We start from the raw sequence: 21,368 nt of genomic DNA on the forward strand, positions 1-21,368 counted from the left end.
ATGAGAACCGACAGGGTTGCATATACCGACTTCAGTGGCTGGGTAGATCCGCCCGGTGACGTCCGACGAGCCTTGGCCTCCGACATCACCTGCGAGGTGGCCGTCATCGGCGGGGGCCTGGGCGGAATGTCGACGGCGCTTCGGCTCGCCGAGCGTGGTCGAGACGTCGTGCTGATGGAGGCCGAGTTCTGCGGGTACGGCTCGAGCTCCCGAAACGCCGGACAGCTGGTGGGGGCTCCAGGCGGAGATATCCAGCTGCTCAACCTGTTCGCCGGCAAGAAGATGCCGAGCATGGTCCGGCTCGCTGAGAATGCCGCGCGCCACGTGGAGGGGCTCATCCGGACGCACAACATCGAGTGTGACTACGAGCCGACGGGCAACGTGTTGGCGGCGGTGTCTCGGGGCCAGTTGGGGCGTGTGCGCCGGGTGGCCAAGATCCTCCGCCGGGCCGGAGGTCACGTGGAGGTGGGTACGAGCGAGGAACTCGGGATCCCGCGGGGATTTCTCGGCGGCATGCGTGAGTCGATCGGCGGAATGATGAACCCCGGCAAGTTCACTGCCGGAGTACGTCGCGCACTACTGGACTCGGCTGCGCGAGTCTTCGAGCGGACCAAGGTCACCGGTGTCACACGTGATGGTGGGCAGGTCGTCCTGACCACCCCCCAGGGTGAGGTACGGGCGAATCGGGTGGTGCTGGCGACGAACGCGTTCGCGGGAGAGTGGGACATCACGCCTCGTCACCTCGCTGTCCCCGTCTGGATCATCGAGTTGGAGACCGAACCGATCGCCCCCGACCGTTTGGCTGCACTGGGGTGGAGCAGTCGCTCGGGGGTGGCCACTCAGCACAACATCATGGAGAACTACAGGCTGACGTCCCGCAACACAATCGTGTTCGGAGTGCGACGGCTCGAGCGCGGCTTTTCCTATCCGCTCCCGCGGAAACAGCCGGATCCCGCGCTCGTCGAAGAGCTCGCAGGCGCCTTTGCGAGGCGGTTCCCATCACTTGCCGATGTCGCTGTGGATCGTGCCTGGGGAGGCTGGATCGCGATCACATCCTCATGGGAGTCGGTGGCCGGGCAGGTCGGCGACAACGTCTTCTACTCCATTGCGTGTAACGGCCACGGCCTGGCTCAGGCGCCCTACCTCGGTTCACTCATCGCCGATCTGATCGTCGACGGTGAACGGCACAAGGATCTGCGGAATGTGTGGAAGGACAAGCCCAAGTTTCCGCCGGCGATTGTGATGGGCCGAACAGCGTTGCGGGCCGTATGGGCCGTCGATCGTTTCAATGACATGGTCAACGGAAGCCGAAGAAATGCCAGACGAGGTGCCTCGATGAGCGCGGAACCGACCACGAGCTGAGGGTGAGGCCGGCGGGCGGCCGTCAGCCCCACCGCATACTGAGGTGAGGGCCGACGGCACCCGACCGCTCGCGGCGATTGGGCCTGTCGGCCGCTCGTTTGCCCGACGGCCAAATCTCTTCCCGTCGAGGCCATTACGTTCCCAGCATGACCCGGCGTGCTCAAAGTTCGTCTTTCCGGCAGCCGACGATCGCAACGTCGGCCAGACCCTGCGCAACGACAGCTCAGCACCCTCGGCGGCCAGCACATGGGCGTCATGAGCGTGCGTAAACAATGCGCTGGTCCGTCGGCCATGCGGTCGGCCAGGTTCTGGAGAGGCGTCAGGTGAGCGGGCGCGACAGCGCGAGCAGTGCGCGTTGCTGACACTGCGGGTACGGCGCGTCGGCGAACGAAGTGATCAGGGGAACTGCGGATCGCGGAGATGTTGCCTGCCCGATCTCGGTGCCCTCAGCCCAGCGTGCCTCGAGCACCGATTATTCAGCGACGCTGGGCGATTCGCGGATCGTGCCGAGAATTCGCAGCCCCCGCTCATTGTTCACCAAAGACCGACATTGCGGGGGTGACCGGCGGGCACAGCTTGGTCGCGGTGCCCGCCGGGAGATCATGGCCGAGTGCAGGTCACAACGGCAGATCGGGTGAGTCGACTCCCACCACCCGGTGACCGCAGAAGACGCGCACCGACTCGGCCGGACCGTGGCCGCCGATGCCGGACGGACCCCAGAAGCTCTGGGCTGAGTCTTCACCGAGGTCGGCGAGCTTGGCACCGTTGATCCGGACCTCGCCCGCGATGATCTTGGAGCCGATGTCGAGCGCGCGCTGCGTGTCGGCCCCGAACACGTAGGCGTCGAGCCCCGAGGGATTGGCGTTCGCAATGCGCAACGCCTCTTCACTCGAGCTCACTGCGTGCAGAGAGACGACCGGACCGAACAGCTCCGCGGTGGCTTTCGCCGGGTCAGCACCCGAGGCGATGGTGGGCGACATGAAGAAGCCTCCGAGTTCCGGCATCTGGGCGGGCTGCCGAATTGTCGCCCCCAGCTCACGCAGCTTCTCGATCCCGCCCTGGAGTGCCTCGAACTGGGCCCTGTTGGAGATCGGGCCGATGTCGACTTTCGGGTCGAGTGAGTGTCCGACGACCAGTTTGGAGATCCGCTCGGTCAACGCCTCGAGTAGGGGATCGACCAAGCTGTGGGGAGCCAGGATCTTGCCCGGTCCCTCGCACCACTGGCCGTTGAATTTGGTCATGCCTTCGACAATCCCGTCGGCGGTGACGTCGAGGTCGGCGTCGTCCAGCACGAGTACCGGATTATTGCCGCCGAGTTCGAGCTGCAGAACCTTGAAGTCCTCGGCACCGGCCCGCGCGACAGCGCGACCGGCTCCAGGTCCGCCGGTAAACGAGACGACCTTGATACGCGGGTCGGCGCACAGCTCGGCACCGATGTCGCCGGCGCCGTGCACCATCTGCAAAGCGCCACTGGGCAGGCCTGCCTGGACGAAGCACTCGACGATGATCTGCGTGCTGGCGGGAGCGTGCTCCGAAGGCTTGAGTATGACGGGGCAGCCCGCCGCGATGGCATTCGCGATCTTGATAGTCGGAATGAAGCTCGGTCCGTTCCACGGCGTCAGGATCGCCGCGGGCCCCCACGGCACCTGGTAGAGGCGGACGTCGCGACCACCGGCTGCCAGCGCTGTGACGCGCGGCGTGCTCACCAGATCCGACGCCGCCGCTCGGACGCGCGCGGGCAAAAAGGCCGCAATTGTGCGTGTGACCGTGATGGGGATGCCGGTTGTCAGTGAGTCCGTGCGGGCGATGTCTTCCAGGCGAGACTCGATGATCTCGGCGACGCGTTCGAGAATGTCGGCGCGCGCACTCCGAGCTGCCTCGTCCCAGCAGCCGATGTCGTAGGAGCGCTCCGCGTGCCGCAGCGCGCGCTCGAGATCGTCAGGCGGGGTGGTGATTTGCTGGTGGACGGGCACACGCGTGTTGGGGTCGACGTTCCACGCGTCACCGACCGTCGCGGACTCGCACCACTCGTCGGCGATGTAGTTCACCGGAGTCGGGAACGTGACTTCGTTGCTTGCCATTGAGCTCACTTCAACTTTCATTTCGACTGTCAGGACTGGACGTCAACGACGATGCGAGTGACGTCACCGGACTTCATTGCCTCGAAGCCCTCGTTGATCTCGCTGGGCACGACGCTGGTGACCATCTCGTCGAGCAGCAGGCGCCCGTGCTGGTACAGGCGCGCGAGCTCGACAATGTCTTGGTGTGCGTGGCCCGAGCCCATGGAGGAACCGATCAGCCGCTTCTCCTCGAAGAAGAAGTCTGTTGCCGAGACGCTGAGTTCGGTTCCTTCGGGCGCGATTCCGACCAAGCACGCGGTACCCGTCGGACGCAGGAGGCTCAGTGCCGTCGCCGCGGTGCGGGGCCGAACCGACCGCCTCGAACGAGTAGTCCACACCGTCACCCAACTGATGGTGCGGTAGCTCGCGCGGGTCGCCGTCCGCTCCGTTGATGACGTGGGTCGCGCCGTACTGACGCGCTGCCTCGTCGACCGCGGCGAGCACCGCGGCGTGGCTGTCGATCATGACGATGTCTCCTCTAACGATTCGCTGAGCCCAGCTGTCACGGCGGGGAGCGCTCACAGGTTGCTTCGCATTGATTCGCCTGGATTCGCCGCAAATGATGTCTATCATTTGACTTAAACGTATGACTAAGATGGTGCAGCAGGGTGATGTCGGTGTCAACACCTGGCTCGGCGAACAGGCTGTCGCCCGCCGGAGCTAGGCGGCGTTGACCAGGTGATTCCGTGGAGGTCGGTGCACCGAGCGGTGCGTCGCCTTCGGTGATCGTCCTGAGTCGGTCTGCCGCGCGGTACTCGGTCTCGATCGGGCGCCGACGCCCCAACTGCCGATCCGTCGGCAATACCCCGCAGCCCGGAGAAGAGAAATAGAGAACAGGAATCCCGTCATGAACGAAACGCTGAGCGCCAGATTTCAGGCCCACGCAGGTGTTGTCGCCGGCAGCCGGATCTTGTCGGACGGACGCCCCTTCGACGTCGAGGACCCGTCCACGAACTCGATCGTCACCTCGCTGACTGCCGCAGGACCCGAGCTGGTCGCATCCGCCGTGACGGACGCCCTCCAGGCGTTCAAGCAAGCGTGGGGCGCAACCCCGCTCGCGCAGCGAGGGCGAACGCTGCACAACATCGCCCGATTGCTGAGGGAGCGTAGGTCCGAGCTCGCGACCATCGAGGCCGTGGACGCGGGAATCCCGCTCTCGATGGGGTTGATGGACGTCGAGGTCGCTGCACGCTACTTCGAGTTCTACGCGGGCATCGCGGACAAGGTGGGCGGTGCCTCCATCCCGCTCTCGGGAGGCCTGGTGGACTACACGTTGCGAGAGCCATGGGGTGTGTGCGGCGTGATCGTCCCGTTCAACTTTCCGCTGCAACAGATCTCCCGCAGCGTCGCGGCTGCCCTTGCTACCGGAAACACGGTGGTTCTCAAGTCTTCGGAGCGCAGTCCGCTGACTGCGACGGCTATCGCAGAGCTGGCTGTCGAGGCGGGGCTTCCGCCTGGTGCGTTCAACGTTGTGCACGGCTTCGCTGAAACCGGTGAGGCTCTGGTGATGCACGAAGACGTGGCGCACCTGACTTTCACGGGTTCGCGAGGCGTCGGCGGACGGGTGATGGAATTGTGTTCGCGCAGAGTCGCGCCGGTATGCATGGAACTGGGGGGAAAGTCGGCGCAGATCGTGCTCAGCCGCGCAAAATTGGCGGTCGCGGCCAAAACCATCGCCGGCACCATGTTCCGCAGCGCAGGGCAAGCGTGTTCCGCCGGATCGCGGGTCCTGGTCCTCCCTGAACTACACGACGAGCTGCGCGAACTGCTCGTCGATGAGGCGCAGAACTTGCGAGTCGGCGAAGCGACGGCCGCCGGAACGGAGGTCGGGCCCCTCATCTCGGGCGAGCAGCGTGATCGCGTCCTGGAATATGTGGCGCGGGCCGAAGAGGATGGCGCCCAGGTCGTGACAGGCGGCGATCCCGGCAGCCGCCTTCCTCGGGGGAACTTCGTCCTGCCCACCGTGATCGACAACGTGGCACCCGGGGCCGAGTTGAGTCAGACCGAGCTGTTCGGTCCTGTTCTGGGTATCTCGACCATCACCGACATGGATGAGGCCATCCGGATTGCCAACTCGAGCCAATTCGGACTGGTTGCCGGAATTTGGACAGACGATGTCGCCGAGGCGCTGGCGGCAGCGTCCCAACTCGAGGTGGGGCAGGTTTTCGTCAACAACTACGGGACCGGGGGCGGCGTCGAGATGCCGTTCGGTGGACGCAAGGGAAGCGGGTTCGGTCGCGAGAAGGGCTTGGCGGCCGTGGATTCATACACTCAGGTCAAAAACGTCTGCATCGCTGTCGCGTGAACCCGAGTCGGTGCGCTGGGCGCCTCGAAATGTCAACCGATGTCGGCCGACACCGGGGTCGTCGGCTGCGAGTCGTCCGGAAGCGACGGACGGTGGCTGAGAAGGTCGCGCGAGATCTTGGCCAGCAACACCTTCTCTGCGGTGCTGAGGCCGTCGAGCCAGGCAGCTTCTCGGGCCAGGTGCAGCCGGTACAGCTCCTTGGTGCTCTCCGTCCCCGCCTCCGTCAACTCGATGGTCACGGTTCGCCGATCGGTCTCGCTTCGGGTCCGCTGGATCATGCCTGCTCGTTCGAGCTTGTTGAGGACGCTGGAGATCGAGGCGGCTGTCACGTTGGAGTAGCGCGCGAGGTCGGTCTGGCTGAGGGGGCCCATCACCCACACGGCGAGCATCACCTTGAACCCGGCCCGAGTGGAACCCCGGGGGCGGTGAATGTGCTTCTCGAAGTCTTCTCCCACCACATTCGCGAGCCGCAGGATGTTGAGAATCGCGGTGTTGCCGTCAACATCGGCATGAGGGTCGACTTCGAGAGCCCGCTCCTGCAACCGGCGCTCGTACTGCAGGGCTTGCGAGTCGTGCACGGGTGCTCCTATCGCGTGACCGGGTTGGAAACTGCACCCGGAGCGTACTCGAACAGTTAGAGCTCACAGGATATTGCCTTCCCCTGCGGAGCCAAGATAGTGTCAGTTCTAATAGTATCAAGTCTAAGTAATTGCTCGGCGAATCCGGCGCCAATCGAGTCGCATCCGAGCGATGTCCGCTCCTGTAGTGGGAGTGGACCGGAGCAGGAAGGAACGTGCATGCAGGTCGTGCAATCCACGCAACCGTTCGTCGGAAACCTTGTGAATCCGATGAGCTTGCTGAAGGGCGTAGCAGCCGGCGGTCCCCTTGTCATCGCCAGTGCCACCGGGTCGACCCTGACTACCGCCGATGGTCGCCAACTCCTCGACGGCATGGCCGGTTTGATCAACGTCAACGTCGGGTACGGGCGCAGCGAATTGGCACATGTCGCCGCGGCCAGCATGGAGGAACTCGCCTTCGGAACCCTGTTCTTCGGCCGAGCCACACCTCCGGCGCTGGCGCTGGCCGGCGACCTTGCCGCGCTCGCCCCGGGCGAGATCAATCAGTTCTTCTTCACCAACAGTGGATCGGAAGCCAACGACAGCGCATACAAGTTCGCGCGGCTGTTCCATTGGCTTCGTGGTGAACCCGATCGCGTCAAGATCATCGGGCGAGAACGCAACTATCACGGCATGACCATGGGCGGCACCGCCGCGACCTGGGACAAGGAGTTCCACGTCGGTATCGGGCCACTTCAGCCCGGCTTTCTCCACGTCCCCCAACCGACGGCCGACTGGCAGGCGGATTTGGCGATCCTCGGGGCCCGCATCCTGGCAGAAGGTCCCGAGACCATCGCCGCCTTCGTGGCCGAACCGATCTCCATGCCGGCGGGCAGTCCGATGCCGGCTCCGGAGTACTGGCCTGAAGTGCGGAGATTGCTGGATCGGCACGGCATCTTGTGGATCGCCGACGAGGTCGTCACCGGTTTCGGGCGGACCGGGCGGATGTTCGCCGTGGAGCACTGGGGTGCAGACCCCGATATGTTGTTGATGTCCAAGGGTGTGACCAGCGGCTACCTCCCGCTGGGTGCCGTCGGTCTGTCCGACCGGATCCACGAGGTCTTCCGGGAATCGGACCGCCCGATGCTCCACGGCTTCACCACGGGCGGACACCCCGTGAGTTGCGCGGTCGCCCGGGAGAACCTCCGGATCATCCACGACGAGAACCTGGTCGAGCGCTCGCGAAAACTGGGGGAGTACTTCCGGGCTGGACTGGAGCGGCTCAGTGCGACGCGGGAAGTCTACGGGGCAGTTCGCAGCCTCGGGCTGATCGTCTCCATCGATCTGAACCCGCCGGAGGCTTTCGCGGCAGCAGGTGGCACGGACTTCCCGGCTCTCATTCCTGGTGAGGCCCTCGGCCGCGGCGGTGTGTTGCGCGCATACGACGGGTGCGTCTCCTTCGCGCCACCGTTGGTGATCACCGAATCGGAGATCGATCAGCTGATCTCGACCCTGGACGCTTCGGTGGCTGCCGTGCTCGATCGGGTCGGTCGGTGACCATCGGCTAGGGGTGGGCGCTCCATCCAGATTTCCGGGTCCATTGCCCGCTCCAGCGCGGAGCTGTAGTTGACCATTAGTTAGAAGGCTAATATTATGAACACTAACGATGTAGACCATGGAGGTTTCCCACTGTGCCCGAACTGACTTTTGCCGAGATCGGCAGCGCGAGGAAGGGGCGCCTCTTCGATGAATTCGCGCTCGGCCAGTTGTTTGTCCATCACTGGGGCCGCACGGTCTTGGCGAGTGATTCGATGCTGTTCACGTCGCTGACGCTGAACTACAACCCGCTGTACGTGAACTCCGAGTCGGCCCGCGAGCTCGGGCATTCCACATCGCCGGTGAATCCTTACCTGACGTTCCTCACCGTTCTCGGACTCTCGGTCGAAGACCTCAGCGAAGGCACTACCGAGGGCGCTTTCCTGGGCGTCGACGACCTCGAGTTCTTCGAGCCGGTGTACCCGGGGGACACACTGACCGGCGTCAGTGAGGTGGTCGCCCTTCGGCCATCGAGGAGCAGGCCGGGCGGTGGGATCGTCACCTGGCGTTCGAAGGGGTTCAACCAGTCGGGCGCCACGGTGCTCGCTTTCACCAGGACCAATCTTGTTGGAGGGACTCCCAGTTCATGAAGACACATGTCGCGGGCAACAACAGCTCGCTCACTGCGGATCAGCTCGGGATTCAGGCGCTCGCTCGCGAATTCGCGCGCAAGGAAGTACTGCCACTGGCCAACGAGCTCGACCCGATCGGCGGGAAGATCCCGAGGGAACTCATCAAGAAGATGGGCGAGATCGGCTTCTTCGCGATCATGACGCCGGAAAGCGATGGGGGCCTTGGCCTCGGTGCGCTCGAGTACATCCTCGTCACCGAGGAACTGTCCCGTGCTTGGATGAGCGTCGGCAGCATCATTCGCAGCTCGGTGCTGCCCGCGGGGCTCAGCGCGGCCAAACGTGAAGCACTCTTGCCGCGTGCGCTCCTCGGCGAGTACATCGGGTCCTTTGCGCTCTCCGAGCCCGACACCGGCTCCGACGCCGCCAGCATCACCTGCAGAGCCGTGCGCGATGGCGACGGATGGGTGATCAACGGCGCAAAGATGTGGTGCACGAACGCGGATATGGCCGACTACATCGTGCTGTTCGCGCGGACAACGCCCCCGCCGTCCAGCCGGAAGCGCCACCTGGGCATCAGTGTCTTCTTCGTAGAGAAGACCGCCGGTGAGTTCCCCGCCGGGGTCCACGCCACCCCTGTCCGCAAGATCGGCTACCACGGATGGGACACCTTCGAGCTCGTGTTCGAGGACTTCCGCGTTCCGGCGGATGCGCTACTCGGAGTAGAGGGTGAGGGCTTCTACACCGGAATGTCCTTCTTGGAGCTCGCCCGCGTCCACACCGCGGCACGAGCTGTCGGGCTGGCGACCGGCGCGCTCGAAGACGCGCTGGAATTCGCACAGCAGCGACTGCAGTTCGGACACCCGATCGCGGAATTCCAAGGCCTGCGGTTCAAGCTCGCCAAGATGGCTGCGCAGATCGAGGCCTCCCGGCAGCTGACCTATTCCGTCGCAAGGCAGATCGACGCCGGCCAGGCGTGCGGCCCCCAGGCCTCCGCGGCAAAATACATGGCCTCGGAAATGGCCGAGCGAGTGACCAGCGAGGGACTCCAGATCCATGGCGGTTCCGGCTACACCACAGACTTCGCGGCGCAACGCTACTGGCGGGACGCGCGGCTGACGAAGATCTTCGAGGGCACCTCGGAGATCCAACTGAAAATCATCTCCGACAGCTTGCTGGGCAAGGTGGGTGCTACCCGATGACTATCGACCATTTGACCGCAGCCGATACATATTTTGACGACTACACCGTGGGCCGACAGTTCCGGCACGCTCGCGGGAAAACGGTGACCGAGATGGACAACGTGCTGTTGACCAACCTCGTCGTCAACACCGCGGCGGCCCACTTCGACGAACACTCCATGGTCGGCCATCCGGTCGGGCAGCGGATCGTGTTCGGCGGCATTACCGCGTCCATCGTCATCGGGCTCGCTTCGCAGGACGTCTCCGAGAACGCCATCGCCGAACTCGGATTGACCGGCATGCGGCTCCAAGCACCGGTGGTCCACGGCGACACGTTGTACGCCTACACCGAGATCACCGGTGTCCGCGACGACCAGGAGGACTCCGGGGTTGTGGAGTGCCATCACTGGGGTGTCAACCAGCGCGGGGACGTGGTTTTCGAGGCCGACCGCAGTGTTCGAGTCCGCCGCCGTCGCGCGTCGGAAGGCAATCAGGCAATGAATGAAGGGAACCACCAGTGAACGACCAGACGATGCCCCGGCTGAGGCGATCCTGCTTGGCAGTGCCCGGCTCGAGCGACAAGATGATCGCGAAGTCGCAAGGCCTCCAGGTCGACCAGATCTTCCTCGATCTGGAGGACTCGGTAGCGCCGATCGCCAAGGACGACGCGCGCGAGCGCGTCGTCGAGGCCCTGCTGACCGGCGAGTGGCTGGCTCCCACCAAAGTCGTGCGGGTCAACGACGTCAGCACCCCCTGGGCCTACCAGGACGTCGTCCGCGTGGTGGAGGGAGCTGGAGCCGAAATCGATTGCATCATGCTCCCGAAGGTCGAGTCGGCCGCACAGGTGGCGTGGCTGGACATTCTGCTCACGCAGATAGAGAAGGCTCGCGGGCTCCAGGTGGGGCGAATCGGCATCGAGGCGCAGATCGAGAGCGCCGAAGGTCTCGTGCACGTCGACGAGATCGCCGCCAATCCTCGGGTGGAGACCATCGTGTTCGGTCCGGCGGACTTCATGGCGAGCATCAATATGCGAAGCTTGGTCGTCGGTGATCAGCCGCCCGGCTATGAGGCGGACGCGTACCACTACATCTTGATGCGCATCCTGATGGCGGCGCGCGCTCACAAGAAGCAAGCCATCGATGGGCCCTACGGCCGGATCCAGGACGTCGAAGGCTACACCCGGGCGGCACAGAGGTCGGCCGCCCTGGGGTTCGACGGCAAGTGGGTGCTTCACCCCGCGCAAATCGACGCTGCCAACGAGACATACGCGGTCAGCCAAGCCGACTACGACCGCGCCGAGCAGATCCTGCAGGCGTACGAGTACTACACCTCAGCCGCAGGCGGTGGCCTGGGAGCCGTGATGCTGGGCGACGAGATGATCGACGAGGCATCGCGAAAGATGGCGGTGCCGATCGCACTCAAGGGGCGCGCCGCGGGCATGAGCCCGACCACCACCTTCACGCCGCCTGCCGCAGTTGCGGGTGCCAGGGCCTGAATGCGACGGGCCCCATCGTCGACGACACGAGTGGATTGAAACCGTGACCCTTCCCGCGGGGGCAGACCTCGGCGTCCGCTGTCGAGCGCACGCCGAGATCCTCGCGGGAAGGCGGGATTCCGGGATGGGATCCCGCCACTGCGCGGAATCGGACCGGTTGTTGTGCGTCGAAGAACGCAGGCCGCTGACCGATGACCGGGTCGAGCGATCGACGCGAGTTCTGTTCACAGATGAACGAGGAGAGACATGGCCGACATCACGCAAGGCGACCCTGCTCCGCTGAGCGGGATCAAGGTGCTGGATCTGTCCCACATGCTGGCTGGACCCTATGCCACGATGACCTTGGCCGACCTCGGTGCCGAGGTCATCAAGGTCGAGCCGCTGGCAGGCGACATGATCCGGCGAGCCGGCCCCGATATCACCGACGAAGACACCTACGGCGGCTACTTCGCCAGTGTCAATCGCAACAAGAAGTGCATCAGCCTCGACCTGAGGTCGGACATGGGCCGCGAGGTCCTGTTGCGCCTGGTCGCCCAGTGCGACGTTCTCGTCGAAAACTTCCGCGTCGGGGTGATGGATCGGCTGGGCCTGTCCTACGAATCGCTCAGGGAGATCAATCCACGGCTTGTGTACGGGTGTATCCGAGGGTTCGGCGACCCGCGCACAGGGGAGGGCGAACTCACCGACTGGCCGGCGTACGACGTGGTCGCGCAAGCGATGGGCGGAGTCATGCAAGTTACCGGCGAGGCCGCGGGACCGCCCATGAAGTCGGGGCCTGGGTTGGGCGATATCTTTCCGGCCGCACTTCTCACCAGTGGGGTTTTGGCCGGCGTCGTCCGAGCTCAGCGCACAGGACAAGGCTCGTTCGTCGATGTCTCGATGTACGACGCGATGGTGAGCCTGTGCGAACGGATCGTCTACCAATACTCGGTCGACGGCTCGGTTGCCCATCGCGTCGGAAACGCTCACCCGTTTTTCGAACCGTTCGGTCTGTACCCGGCGATGGATGGCTGGTTCGCGCTCGCCGCACCCACCGACGAGATCTGGCGCCTTCTGGTCACGCTCATCGGTCGAGATGACTTGGGTTCAGACTCGCGATTGTCTTCAGGATCCGGCCGCTCAGCGCATCGAGATGAGGTGCGTACCGCAATCGAAGCGTGGTCACGAACTCGAACCCTGCAGGAAATCAGGGCCCGACTCGGAGGCCGGGTCCCGTTCGGGCCGGTCCAAGATGCGCGCCAGATCGTGGAGGACGGACACTTGGCCCGCCGCGACATGCTCTGGACGGTGGCCCACCCGCCGACGGGGGCCCCGCTGACGCTGGCCGGGCAGCCGATTCACTTCCACGGGGTCGCTCGAAGTCAGGTGCGCCCCGCGCCGGCGCTCGGAGAGCACACCGACGAGGTGCTGGCCGAACTCGACTTTTCCGATGAGGAGGTCGCCAGATGGCGGCGGGAGGGAATCCTGCGTTGAATCGTGCCCGCTGTTCGCTGGGCTGGTCCGGGAGCGTCGATGCTGCCAGCCGTGGTTATCGGTTGTGATGGACGGTGAGATCCCGGCCGGTGTCCGGCAGCACGTGCCCGTGTTCGCATCGCGGTGTCGCCCGCACCGTGGCGCCGCAGTCGGTATGGGTGACGGTCAATGGAGGCCTGCCGGGCCGGTTAGATACTTGTCGCCCCACTGCATCAGGGCGGTCAGGACCGGTTGCAGCTCGCGACCGGCGGCGGTGAGCCGGTATTCGTGGCGGGTGCGTGACCCGGGCTCGCGGTACTCAACCCGTTCGAGCACTCCGGATTGCGTGAGTCCGCGCAGCCGCGCTCCCAAGATCGCGCGCGAGGCGCCGGTCGCCTCCTGGATCGCGTCGAAGCGCCGCACGCCGAGGGCAACCTCCCGTAGCACCAGCAACGACCATTGCTCGCCTACGACTGCCAGTCCCGCCGCGACCGAACACACAAAGAGGCCGCCACCCTGGTCAAGGGCGGCGGCCTCATCATGCACGACGCTATTCGCCGTCGCGGAATGCCACGAACAGTTCGAGCACGATCACCAGCACGGTGACCGCGGCCTGCCAGTCGACCAGTACACCGGCTGCGATCGCCAGCGACATCGCGATCCCCAGCGCGACCAGCGGGTGCAGGTCTCGTTCCTCCTTCGGTGGTGGCATCGGATCCGGTGTCACCGCAGGCAGATTGGCCTCCGTGCCGGTGATGTCGGTGCTCGGCATCACCGGCACGGGGCTGCTTTCGGCCGGGCTACCCTGCATGAGGCCAGCCAGCTCGGCGAGCTGGTCGGTGTCGAAGCGGATGGTGATTTCGATCGCGGGCCGTTTCGCCGCGATAGGCGCGGGGATGCCGCTGGTTGTCTCGGGCTGTACTTCGCCGGTCATCTTGTGCTCCTTCATCAACGTCGTTTGCACAAGGTGGTAGGCACGATAGAGGTCGGAAGTCCCCGCTACAGAGCGTTTTCAACGAGAAGTCGCGCTTTCCCGAACCGGTGGGGATTTCGGTGGACTCCGATGCCTACAACATTGCTGACGCCCGCACTCGCGCGTCGCAGTTGGGCGATCGGGTACACGCTGCGGTCGCAGGTCTACAGGCGGAGGTACACATGGCGTGGCGGGACGAGGCGCCGATGGCGTCAGCTTTGAATCTGGAATGTGCGGCAGAAGACCCCACTGTCGATCGCCCCGGCTGTCGCCCCGCAGGGCCCGGCTGCTCGTCGTGGCCCGTCCTGCCGCGACGGTGTCGATATCGGCGCAATTTTCGAGTACTCCACCACTCGGGACGGTTTTGCCTGGTAATGGAATCGTCGATGCTGATCCCGAGGACGAGAGGTCGATCATGGCTATCCGCTACACGGTTGCTGCACGTGACACCCTGTCGGCGCTGGCCGGCCGCTTCTACGGCGAATCGTCGCTCTATCCGGTGATCGCGATCGCGAACCGGATAGCCGACCCGAACGTGATCAGGGTCGGTCAGGTGCTCATCGTTCCCGGGCTCACCGCCACCCACACAGTGGTCGCAGGTGACACACTGTCCGGTCTGGCCGAGCGGTTCTACGGCGACCGCGCGCGGTTTCCGCTGATCGCGGCCGCCAACAAGCTCGCCGACCCGAACACGATCACCGTCGGGCAGACCCTGATCATCCCCGACCTGACCCTCGCCAAGCACACACTGTTCTGCGTGCCCGGCACGTGGGAAGCCGTCGCCGCCGCCAACGCCAACCCGGGCGGAATCAGCCCGTCGGACCCCATCGGCATGCTGACCGGCATCACCAACGCCCTCGACCCGCAATGGTTCGACATCGAATACGTGAACTATCCCGCCAGTTTCGGACCCGTCCCCGGCGGCGGCGACGCCCTGCTCGACGCTCTGGGCCGACCGTCCTACCGCGCCTCCCGCGACATGGGCATCGCCGAACTGACCAGATTGATCAACGCGCACGACGGGTCGTTCGGCCTGCTCGGCTACAGCCAGGGCGGGGCAGTGGTCTCGCTGGTCGGTCGCGACATCGTGTCCGGGTCACTGCAGGGCCGACGCGGCGACTGCCACTGGGTACACGCCCTCGCCTCACCGCATCGCGGGTTGGGCCGCACCTTCCATCTCGGCAATTCCCTCGCCTACCAGGGCATCTCGGGCGACAACATCACCGAAACCCACCCCATCGACTGGTTCGACTACTGCCTGCCCGGCGACATCTACGGCAACGCCAACATCGCGGGCACCTACTTGAAACAGGCCTACGACATCGCCACCGAATTCACCCTCACCGACCCGGTCGCCATGATCACCGGGATCGCCGAACACATTGTCGACTGGGCGAACTCGGGAATGCTGGGACCGATCGACCCCGCCCGCCTGTTCGCCACCGCGGTGGACCTCAACAACTTCCTGCGCGACTTCCCCCACGACAAATACGGAATCTGGGACATCATTCCCGGCCGCACCGCACTCGCCCACTCGGCCGCTCACCTCAACTACTGGGGACCACGCATCGCACCGGCCTGACGGCGCACGGCTGTCGGCGGGCTGATCCACCGACAGCCACACGCGACGGCTCAGTCCACGCTTCGGACCGCTGAAACCGGCGCTCACCCCACGGAGATCGGCAGCGACGTGCCCTTGGGGTCCACTGTCCCGTACACCGTGGTGCGTTCCCGCAGCGGTCGCCCGATTCGGCCGCGATCTCGGTCAGCTCCGCCACCGTTTTCGCCGAGCGGTGCGGGGAACCCGCCATGTGAGAAATGGTCTTCCTCCATCAGCGTTCCGCCGAGATCGTTGGCTCCGCCCTGAAGCATCGCCCGGGTGCCGAGAGTGCCTGGTTTCACCCGACTGGTCTGGATGTTGTCGATGCGCCCGTGCAGCATCGGGCCAGGGCGTGCACGGCGCGGTTGTCGCGATTGGTGGGGCCGGGCCGTGCCCGCCGGGGACAGTGGTGCGCTCTGGTGGACGAAGGGCAGCGGCACGAACTCGGTGAAACCGCGTCTCGTCCTGGATTCCGCGCAGCACGCGCAGGTGCCCAACCCAGTGGCGGGGATTGTCGACGTGGCGGTACATCATCGTCGAACTGGAGCGGATGCCGAGGGAATGCGCGGTGGTGATCACTCGATCCACGCCGAGGTAGGCAGTTTGCCCTTGGTGAGGACCCAGCGCACTTCGTCGTCGAGGATCGGCGGCGGTGCCGGGGATGGTGTGTCGAGACCGGCTTCCTTCAACGCGGTCAGCGGATCAGCCCCCTTGTAAACCGTTGCGCACGAACGGCTCCTCGTGCTCCCCGCGCGAGCGGGGATGAGCCATCGCATCCGAAATGCGCGGCCGAGCGGCTGTGTCCCCGAGGCGAGTGCTTATGCGACAGCAGAGTGTCAACGGCTCCTGATCAGCCGATCGTGATCGAGATCCGTTGGGACAGTTGGTGTGCGTAGTGGTCGCGTCCCCCTCCGGACACCAGTGCTATCCCCGACAGGGGATGTAGTAATGGTCATTCGATGCTCCAGATGCGCATAGCGGATCTGGAGCTCGATTGCGTTGTAGAGCTCCTTCGTATGTTCAGGAGCGCCTCCCGCCAGAATCAGGCGGACATCGCCGTACGATTCGATGATCTTGCGAAGCTCGGTTTCGGTAAGCCTTTCCTCAGTGGGGAGATTGTCCAGCTCGACCTGTGCGGCAGCCTTGTCGGCTTGAGCGGAGTTCATGGCGCCGACGACGGCCTGAGGGTCGACGCCGGCTTCGATCGCGGCCAGGTGGCGCTCGATTCGTGTCGATGCCTGATCTATGCGGCGTCGCAGTGAGGCTCGTCGTGTGTCGCGTTCACTGTCGTCTTGTGCGTCGAGTAGGGCGGCGATGGTGCTATCAAGGTGATCGGGGTGAAACAGGGTGGATAGCCAGTCGTTGATGGGTTCGATGATGTCGGCTTCGCGGAGGTCCACAGTTGCCGGATGGATGCCTTGCACTGGGCTACCTGGAGCCAGTGAGCGTCCACGACACCGGTAGTAGACCGCTTTCCGATGCATCTCGCCCTGCATCTTCCGGTTGCAGATGTCGCAGTGGATCCGCCCGCGGAACTGGTAGACATTCGCGGTGGTGATCGGTCTTGTCCGTTCGAGGCGCCCGCGGGCGCGGTTGCCTGTTCCAGCGCGCTTCTTTCGTTCGAGGGTGGCTTGTGTGAAGGTCTCGACCGAGACTATCGCCGGGTGGGCGGGCCTGCCTGAGCGGACGATCCGTTGTGCGGGTGAGCGTTTGAATTTGACGATATGCCCCGCGGCGACGTCGTCGGGGTCGAGAAGTTGTTCGGTCTTGGTCCATCGTCCGAAGATCGCGTACCCGGTGTAGCGGAGATTCTGGAGGATGGCGGCGACTGTCGTGGCTTGCCAGCCGTCGCCGGAGCGGTGTCGGTTCTGTTCGGGCCGGTGCGCGGACGGGCAAGGGATGTTCTCGCGGTTGAGGTCGGTGGCGATGGCGCGGTCGCCGCGCCCGTCGAGGTAGAGGCGGAAGATCCGTTGCACGACAGGGCCCCAACCGGGCCGCCGACAACCTCAAACTCCGCATCCTGTCCATCGACGCCGCCACTGCCTGCGGTGTGGCGGTCCGTCGACGACGAGGTAGCCGTAGGGCGGGCGTCCGCCTTGGTGCCGGCCTTCGTTGAGGACTTGGGCGTCCATGCTGGCGCGGGTGCGTTTCTGTACATGCTGGCGTTCGGACTCGCTGAGCCCGCCGAGCATGTTCATCATCACCGAGTGGGTGACGTTGTCGGGGTCGAAGCGGCCGCCGAGTTCAGGGACCCAGATGGAGACGTTGTAGGCGTGGATGCGGGGTGCGACGAGGCTGAACTGGTTACCGAACCAGCAGCGGGTACCTTCTCCGACGACGATGCCGGCCCAACCGCGGCCAGGGTTGCGTAGGTCGTCGAGCAGTTTGGCGGCTTCGGTGCGGCGATGCCAGGGCACCGACCGGGACTGACCGATGTCGAAGTAGCTCTTCACGATTCGTCCGTTGACGAACTTCTCGGCGTTGCCGAGTTGCCATTGGTAAGAGGTTTCGGGGTCTTGGTTGTCCTCGGTACTGCAGCGTCCATAGAAGCGAGTTCCTGTTCGCCTACGGGATCGAGGTCGGTGGTTTCGAGTCCATACAGGTCGTTGAGGACGGCCCACTCGTTGACCGGGTCAGTCATCAAAACTCCTTGTCGTCAGAATCTTCCGATACGGGACCGCGTGCGGCATGGATCAGAAGGCGCAACAGGGCGCGGGCCGCTGAGGACTTGAATATCGGTGGTTCGCTGGGGCTTCCCCGAGGTTGGGTAAGGCAGCGCTCCGTTGGGCGCGCCCTGAGCACTGACAAGATCGTTGACGGGGCCGCGCGGAGAAAGGGACTAGTGCTGCGCCAAGGCTTGTGAAGAGGAGGCCGCTGTAGCGAGTGCTGGGATGGCGGGAATCGGGAAGAGACCATGGGGTACCGCGGCAACGAGTTTCCGATCAATGACTCTTCCGATGCCGAGTATTGGCGCGAACGGCTGGTTGCCTGTTCACGAAGTGGTATCGGATCTTCGTCAGCGGCCTGATCTGTAGCATCCGATGGAGCCGCGGGGTGCTCTGGCGGGCTTGACGCCCTGACTGAGGGGTTTCTGTGTGATTCGGCCAAGCCGTGTCAAGTGTTCGGACACAACAAGATCCCTCAGGCCCAGGTCAGCGCAGGTTCCTTGTGAGGTTGACAGGATTTGAACCTGCGACCACCTGTCGCGCGTTCCAGTTGTCCGGACCCTGCCTATCAAAGACCCAATAGTGCTCAGCACCAGACTCTTTCGCGAAACAACTCTTCTCAACGATTCGCATGATTTCGCATTGATTCCGGTCAAAATGTGGGTTTCTGTGGGGCGCTTCCACACCTGTAGCCTCGCGCAAACCCGGGGAGATGGACGCCGAACCCGGCCCGATGCTACTCAGACGATCGTGGCCACGGAGACCGTCGCTCCCACGGAGACCGCCGACATCAGGCCGGGCATCGTCGAGACTGTATGCGGGTCCAATCCGAGCTGGATCGTGAAAGCATGCCGATCACGCGATCGAGTGTGTCGTCGTAGCGTTCATCGGAATCCGACGGATCCCGCTGGCCCCGCCCTGGCATGAGATGGCTGTACCTCGATCACGAACCGGATTCAGTTCTGCAAGGGGCAAAATGTCCCCGCTCGACAGCCGGTCCACGACATAGTCTGGACTGATGGCACGGCTGCCGGAAAGTAGGACCGAGCTGGTTCTGGGTCCGTTGCTGCGTCACGTCGGCGAATGCGACGCCACCGTCTGGGTCGAGACGTCCGCACCGTGCACTGTCGAGGTCCTCGGCCATTACGAAAACACCTGGACCATCGCCGGACACCACTACGCTCTCGTCCTGATTGCGGGACTGGCGGCCGGTTCCGTCACGCGGTACGAGGTCAGTCTCAACGGGAAGCGCGTCTGGCCGCTCCCCGACGCCCCGTACCCGTCCGTCATTCGCACGCTCAGAGGCGACGCCGATCTGATCCTCGCCTTCGGCTCGTGCCGATTCGCCACACCGACGGCGACGCAGGACAGCGACCACTTCGACGCCGACGCTCTCGACGCCTACGCGCGGCGAGTCATGGAACGTCCACCCGAAGATCTGCCCGACGCATTGTTACTGCTCGGCGACCAGGTTTACGCCGATGAGCTGCTGTCCCCGGAGATCCTCCGTCGCATCGACGAGTTGCACGACCTCGACCAGCCGCCGGGCGCCCAGATCCGCAACTTCGAGGAGTACACGTGGCTCTATTCCGAGTCATGGTCCGACCCGCAGGTGCGCTGGCTGCTGTCCACGGTTCCGTCGTCGATGATCTTCGACGACCACGACGTCATCGACGACTGGAACATCTCGAGATCGTGGCGTGACGAGATCGAGGCCACCGATTGGTGGGAGGAACGCATCGTGGGCGCGTTGTCGTCGTACTGGATCTACCAGCACCTGGGCAACCTCTCGCCCGCAGCCCTGGCCGACGACGAGCTCTACCAGCGGATCCGATCCGAGGGCGGCGACTGCGCGGAGTTGCTCCGCGATTTCGCATCCGCAGCGGACGAAGAAGCCGACGGCGCGAAGGGAGCGCAATGGTCGTATCGCCGCGATCTCGGCACAACCCGGCTGCTCGTCATCGATTCACGGTGCGGACGCATACTCGGCGGTGGCACGCGGTCGATGGTCTCCGAGCCCGAGTTCTCGTGGATCGAACGACAGACCGAGGGCGACTACGACCACCTGCTGTTGGGGAGTTCGCTCCCGTGGCTGCTGCCGCGCGCCGTCCACGACCTGGAGTCGTGGAATGAGCGCATGGCCTCAGGGGTGCGGGGCCGACGTGTGACCGGATGGTCCGAAAGATTGCGGCGCTCAGCGGATCTGGAACATTGGGCCGCCTTCCGAGATTCATTCGACCGGCTCGCCCGGCTCGTCGCCCGCGTCGGCCGCGGACAGTGCAGCGGCACGGGAGGACGGGCGCCCGCCACGATCTGCGTGCTGTCCGGCGACGTTCACCACGCCTATGCCGCACAAGCGCAGTTTCCCGACGCCGTGAGGTCTCGGGTCTACCAGCTGACCTGTTCGCCGATGCACAATTGTGTTCCGACCGCCATGAAGGTGATTTTCCGGGTCTCGTGGAGTCGGGCCGCCGAACGGGTGACGCGTTTCCTCCTGGACCGGGTGTCCACCGTTCCTCCAGTGTCGGTCGAGTGGAGTCGGGTCACCGGCCCCTACTTCGGCAACCAGATAGCGACGCTGCATCTGCGCGGTAGGACCAGCCGCCTCGTGCTGGAGCAGGTGAGCACCGACGGCGGCCGTCCACATTTGACGACGGTCGCGGACGTGGTGCTGTCGACTGAGACGGACGGCTCGCCCCAAAGCGGCATACGCCGAGATCCATGAAGGACCAGGTCGCGGCAAGCCGGCCCCGCATCGTGCGGTGACCGGCTTCCGACGCACAGCACGCGCCGCGGCGACGTCGTGGTCATCGAAATACCTGCTGCCTCCCGCCGACGCGATCATTGCCGCTGCACCTTGCCGCCACACTCGTCACCGCAGACCGGCCATCTGGGCAGGCTGTCGTGATGGTGCACGGTGGTGGCGTCACTCGCGAGGAAGGGGGTTCTTCACCAGGCTCGCGGCGGGCCTGGCCAATGCAGGGTGTCGCATCGCTGCGGTTCGATCTTCGCGGTCACGGCGGCAGCGAAGGCCAACAGGAAGAGTTGACTCTGTCCACGATCCTCAACGACATCCGCGCCAGCCTCGCCGCTGTCAAGGCTGCGGCAGGTGCCGATGCCCTCGCACTACTCGGTGCCAGCTTCGCCGGTGGTGTCTGCGGGTACTACGCCGCGAAACGGCCAGCGGACCTGAATTGGCTGGTGTACTGAATCCTCAGCTCGACTACAAGAAGCGCACCATCGACACACCGGGCATCGAGTCCGGGTAGTCTTCTTCGAGCATGTCGTTGATCGTCTACGCAGTTAGCCGTGTTGGGATGTGCGGATGAGTTCGACCCGTTCGTGGCAGCCGCTGACGTTCGCACTGGTCGCTGCCCATTTGCTTGGCGACCGCGCGAAGTCTGCCGGGACCGCCGAGCGGATCGACGCGCCACCGGCCGGGTCGGGTATGTGCTGGTCACAGCGACAGAAGTGGCGGCTGAGATCGGCGTC

At 64.7% G+C, this 21,368-nt stretch carries 18 protein-coding genes and 1 pseudogene; 11 read left to right on the forward strand and 8 right to left on the reverse strand.

Going from position 1 to position 21,368, the window contains the following annotated elements:
• Positions 1–1,362, forward strand: a complete 1,362-nt coding sequence (locus tag IEY60_RS13125) for an NAD(P)/FAD-dependent oxidoreductase (RefSeq protein WP_189027719.1) — start codon at positions 1–3, stop codon at positions 1,360–1,362.
• Positions 1,363–1,979: 617 nt separating this feature from the next.
• Here IEY60_RS13125 and IEY60_RS13130 read toward each other — a convergent pair.
• A complete protein-coding gene (locus tag IEY60_RS13130; protein ID WP_189027721.1) occupies positions 1,980–3,443 on the reverse strand; it encodes an aldehyde dehydrogenase family protein in 1,464 nt (487 codons plus the stop codon).
• A 29-nt stretch (positions 3,444–3,472) separates the two neighbouring features.
• Positions 3,473–3,733: an MDR/zinc-dependent alcohol dehydrogenase-like family protein gene (locus tag IEY60_RS35690; RefSeq protein WP_229739791.1), complete on the reverse strand. Its 261-nt coding sequence runs from the start codon at positions 3,731–3,733 to the stop codon at positions 3,473–3,475.
• Positions 3,734–4,329: 596 nt separating this feature from the next.
• Between IEY60_RS35690 and IEY60_RS13140 the strand changes: the two genes are divergently transcribed.
• The gene (locus IEY60_RS13140) at positions 4,330–5,787 is read left to right on the forward strand and encodes an aldehyde dehydrogenase family protein (RefSeq protein WP_189027723.1); all 1,458 of its coding nucleotides are present in this window, start codon (positions 4,330–4,332) and stop codon (positions 5,785–5,787) included.
• A gap of 32 nt (positions 5,788–5,819) precedes the next feature.
• Here IEY60_RS13140 and IEY60_RS13145 read toward each other — a convergent pair whose 3' ends face one another.
• On the reverse strand, positions 5,820–6,365 hold the full coding sequence (locus IEY60_RS13145; protein WP_189027725.1) for a MarR family winged helix-turn-helix transcriptional regulator: 546 nt from the start codon (positions 6,363–6,365) through the stop codon (positions 5,820–5,822).
• Between the two features lie 99 nt (positions 6,366–6,464).
• On the opposite strand from IEY60_RS13145, the gene IEY60_RS13150 reads away from it, so the two are divergent.
• The 6 genes from IEY60_RS13150 (at position 6,465) to IEY60_RS13175 (ending at position 12,658) form a co-directional block, all read left to right on the forward strand.
• Complete coding sequence (locus IEY60_RS13150) at positions 6,465–7,901, forward strand: aminotransferase family protein (protein WP_189027727.1); 1,437 nt, start codon at positions 6,465–6,467, stop codon at positions 7,899–7,901.
• 134 nt (positions 7,902–8,035) lie between these two features.
• Positions 8,036–8,530, forward strand: coding sequence for a MaoC family dehydratase (locus IEY60_RS13155; RefSeq protein ID WP_189027729.1), 495 nt, complete (start codon positions 8,036–8,038; stop codon positions 8,528–8,530).
• A complete protein-coding gene (locus IEY60_RS13160; protein WP_189027731.1) occupies positions 8,527–9,711 on the forward strand; it encodes an acyl-CoA dehydrogenase family protein in 1,185 nt (394 codons plus the stop codon). The genes IEY60_RS13155 and IEY60_RS13160 overlap by 4 nt, the downstream gene beginning before the upstream one ends.
• The gene (locus tag IEY60_RS13165) at positions 9,708–10,211 is read left to right on the forward strand and encodes a MaoC family dehydratase (protein WP_189027733.1); all 504 of its coding nucleotides are present in this window, start codon (positions 9,708–9,710) and stop codon (positions 10,209–10,211) included. The genes IEY60_RS13160 and IEY60_RS13165 overlap by 4 nt, the downstream gene beginning before the upstream one ends.
• Before the next feature lie 11 nt (positions 10,212–10,222).
• Entirely contained in the window at positions 10,223–11,185 is a 963-nt protein-coding gene (locus IEY60_RS13170; RefSeq protein ID WP_189029326.1) for an HpcH/HpaI aldolase/citrate lyase family protein, read from the forward strand.
• Positions 11,186–11,431: 246 nt separating this feature from the next.
• Positions 11,432–12,658, forward strand: a complete 1,227-nt coding sequence (locus tag IEY60_RS13175; RefSeq protein WP_189027735.1) for a CaiB/BaiF CoA transferase family protein — start codon at positions 11,432–11,434, stop codon at positions 12,656–12,658.
• 165 nt (positions 12,659–12,823) lie between these two features.
• On the opposite strand, the gene IEY60_RS35695 is transcribed toward IEY60_RS13175, so the two are convergent.
• Both IEY60_RS35695 and IEY60_RS13185 read right to left on the reverse strand, forming a co-directional pair.
• Positions 12,824–13,084 carry a winged helix-turn-helix transcriptional regulator gene (locus IEY60_RS35695; protein ID WP_229739908.1) on the reverse strand — a complete coding sequence of 87 codons (261 nt, stop codon included), beginning with the start codon at positions 13,082–13,084 and terminating at the stop codon, positions 12,824–12,826.
• Positions 13,085–13,187: 103 nt separating this feature from the next.
• The gene (locus IEY60_RS13185) at positions 13,188–13,571 is read right to left on the reverse strand and encodes a hypothetical protein (RefSeq protein WP_189027737.1); all 384 of its coding nucleotides are present in this window, start codon (positions 13,569–13,571) and stop codon (positions 13,188–13,190) included.
• A gap of 454 nt (positions 13,572–14,025) precedes the next feature.
• Between IEY60_RS13185 and IEY60_RS13190 the strand changes: the two genes are divergently transcribed.
• Positions 14,026–15,192: a LysM peptidoglycan-binding domain-containing protein gene (locus IEY60_RS13190; protein ID WP_229739792.1), complete on the forward strand. Its 1,167-nt coding sequence runs from the start codon at positions 14,026–14,028 to the stop codon at positions 15,190–15,192.
• An 83-nt stretch (positions 15,193–15,275) separates the two neighbouring features.
• On the opposite strand, the pseudogene fbiC reads toward IEY60_RS13190, so the two are convergent.
• From fbiC to IEY60_RS35705, 3 genes and pseudogenes are all read right to left on the reverse strand, one after another.
• Positions 15,276–15,914: pseudogene (gene fbiC / locus IEY60_RS13195) on the reverse strand (7,8-didemethyl-8-hydroxy-5-deazariboflavin synthase); the annotation flags it as partial.
• 132 nt (positions 15,915–16,046) lie between these two features.
• Positions 16,047–17,186 carry a recombinase family protein gene (locus IEY60_RS35700; RefSeq protein ID WP_229739793.1) on the reverse strand — a complete coding sequence of 380 codons (1,140 nt, stop codon included), beginning with the start codon at positions 17,184–17,186 and terminating at the stop codon, positions 16,047–16,049.
• A gap of 30 nt (positions 17,187–17,216) precedes the next feature.
• Positions 17,217–17,831 carry a recombinase family protein gene (locus IEY60_RS35705; RefSeq protein WP_229739794.1) on the reverse strand — a complete coding sequence of 205 codons (615 nt, stop codon included), beginning with the start codon at positions 17,829–17,831 and terminating at the stop codon, positions 17,217–17,219.
• 1,063 nt (positions 17,832–18,894) lie between these two features.
• Between IEY60_RS35705 and IEY60_RS13205 the strand changes: the two genes are divergently transcribed.
• Both IEY60_RS13205 and IEY60_RS13210 read left to right on the forward strand, forming a co-directional pair.
• Positions 18,895–20,601 (forward strand): alkaline phosphatase D family protein, encoded by a 1,707-nt coding sequence (locus IEY60_RS13205; RefSeq protein WP_189027742.1) that lies wholly within the window; start codon positions 18,895–18,897, stop codon positions 20,599–20,601.
• Positions 20,602–20,783: 182 nt separating this feature from the next.
• Positions 20,784–21,086, forward strand: coding sequence for an alpha/beta fold hydrolase (locus tag IEY60_RS13210; RefSeq protein WP_229739795.1), 303 nt, complete (start codon positions 20,784–20,786; stop codon positions 21,084–21,086).
• Positions 21,087–21,368 lie beyond the last annotated feature (282 nt).

Source organism: Nocardia rhizosphaerihabitans (genome assembly GCF_014646295.1).
In the GTDB taxonomy this organism is placed as follows: Bacteria; Actinomycetota; Actinomycetes; order Mycobacteriales; family Mycobacteriaceae; genus Nocardia; species Nocardia rhizosphaerihabitans.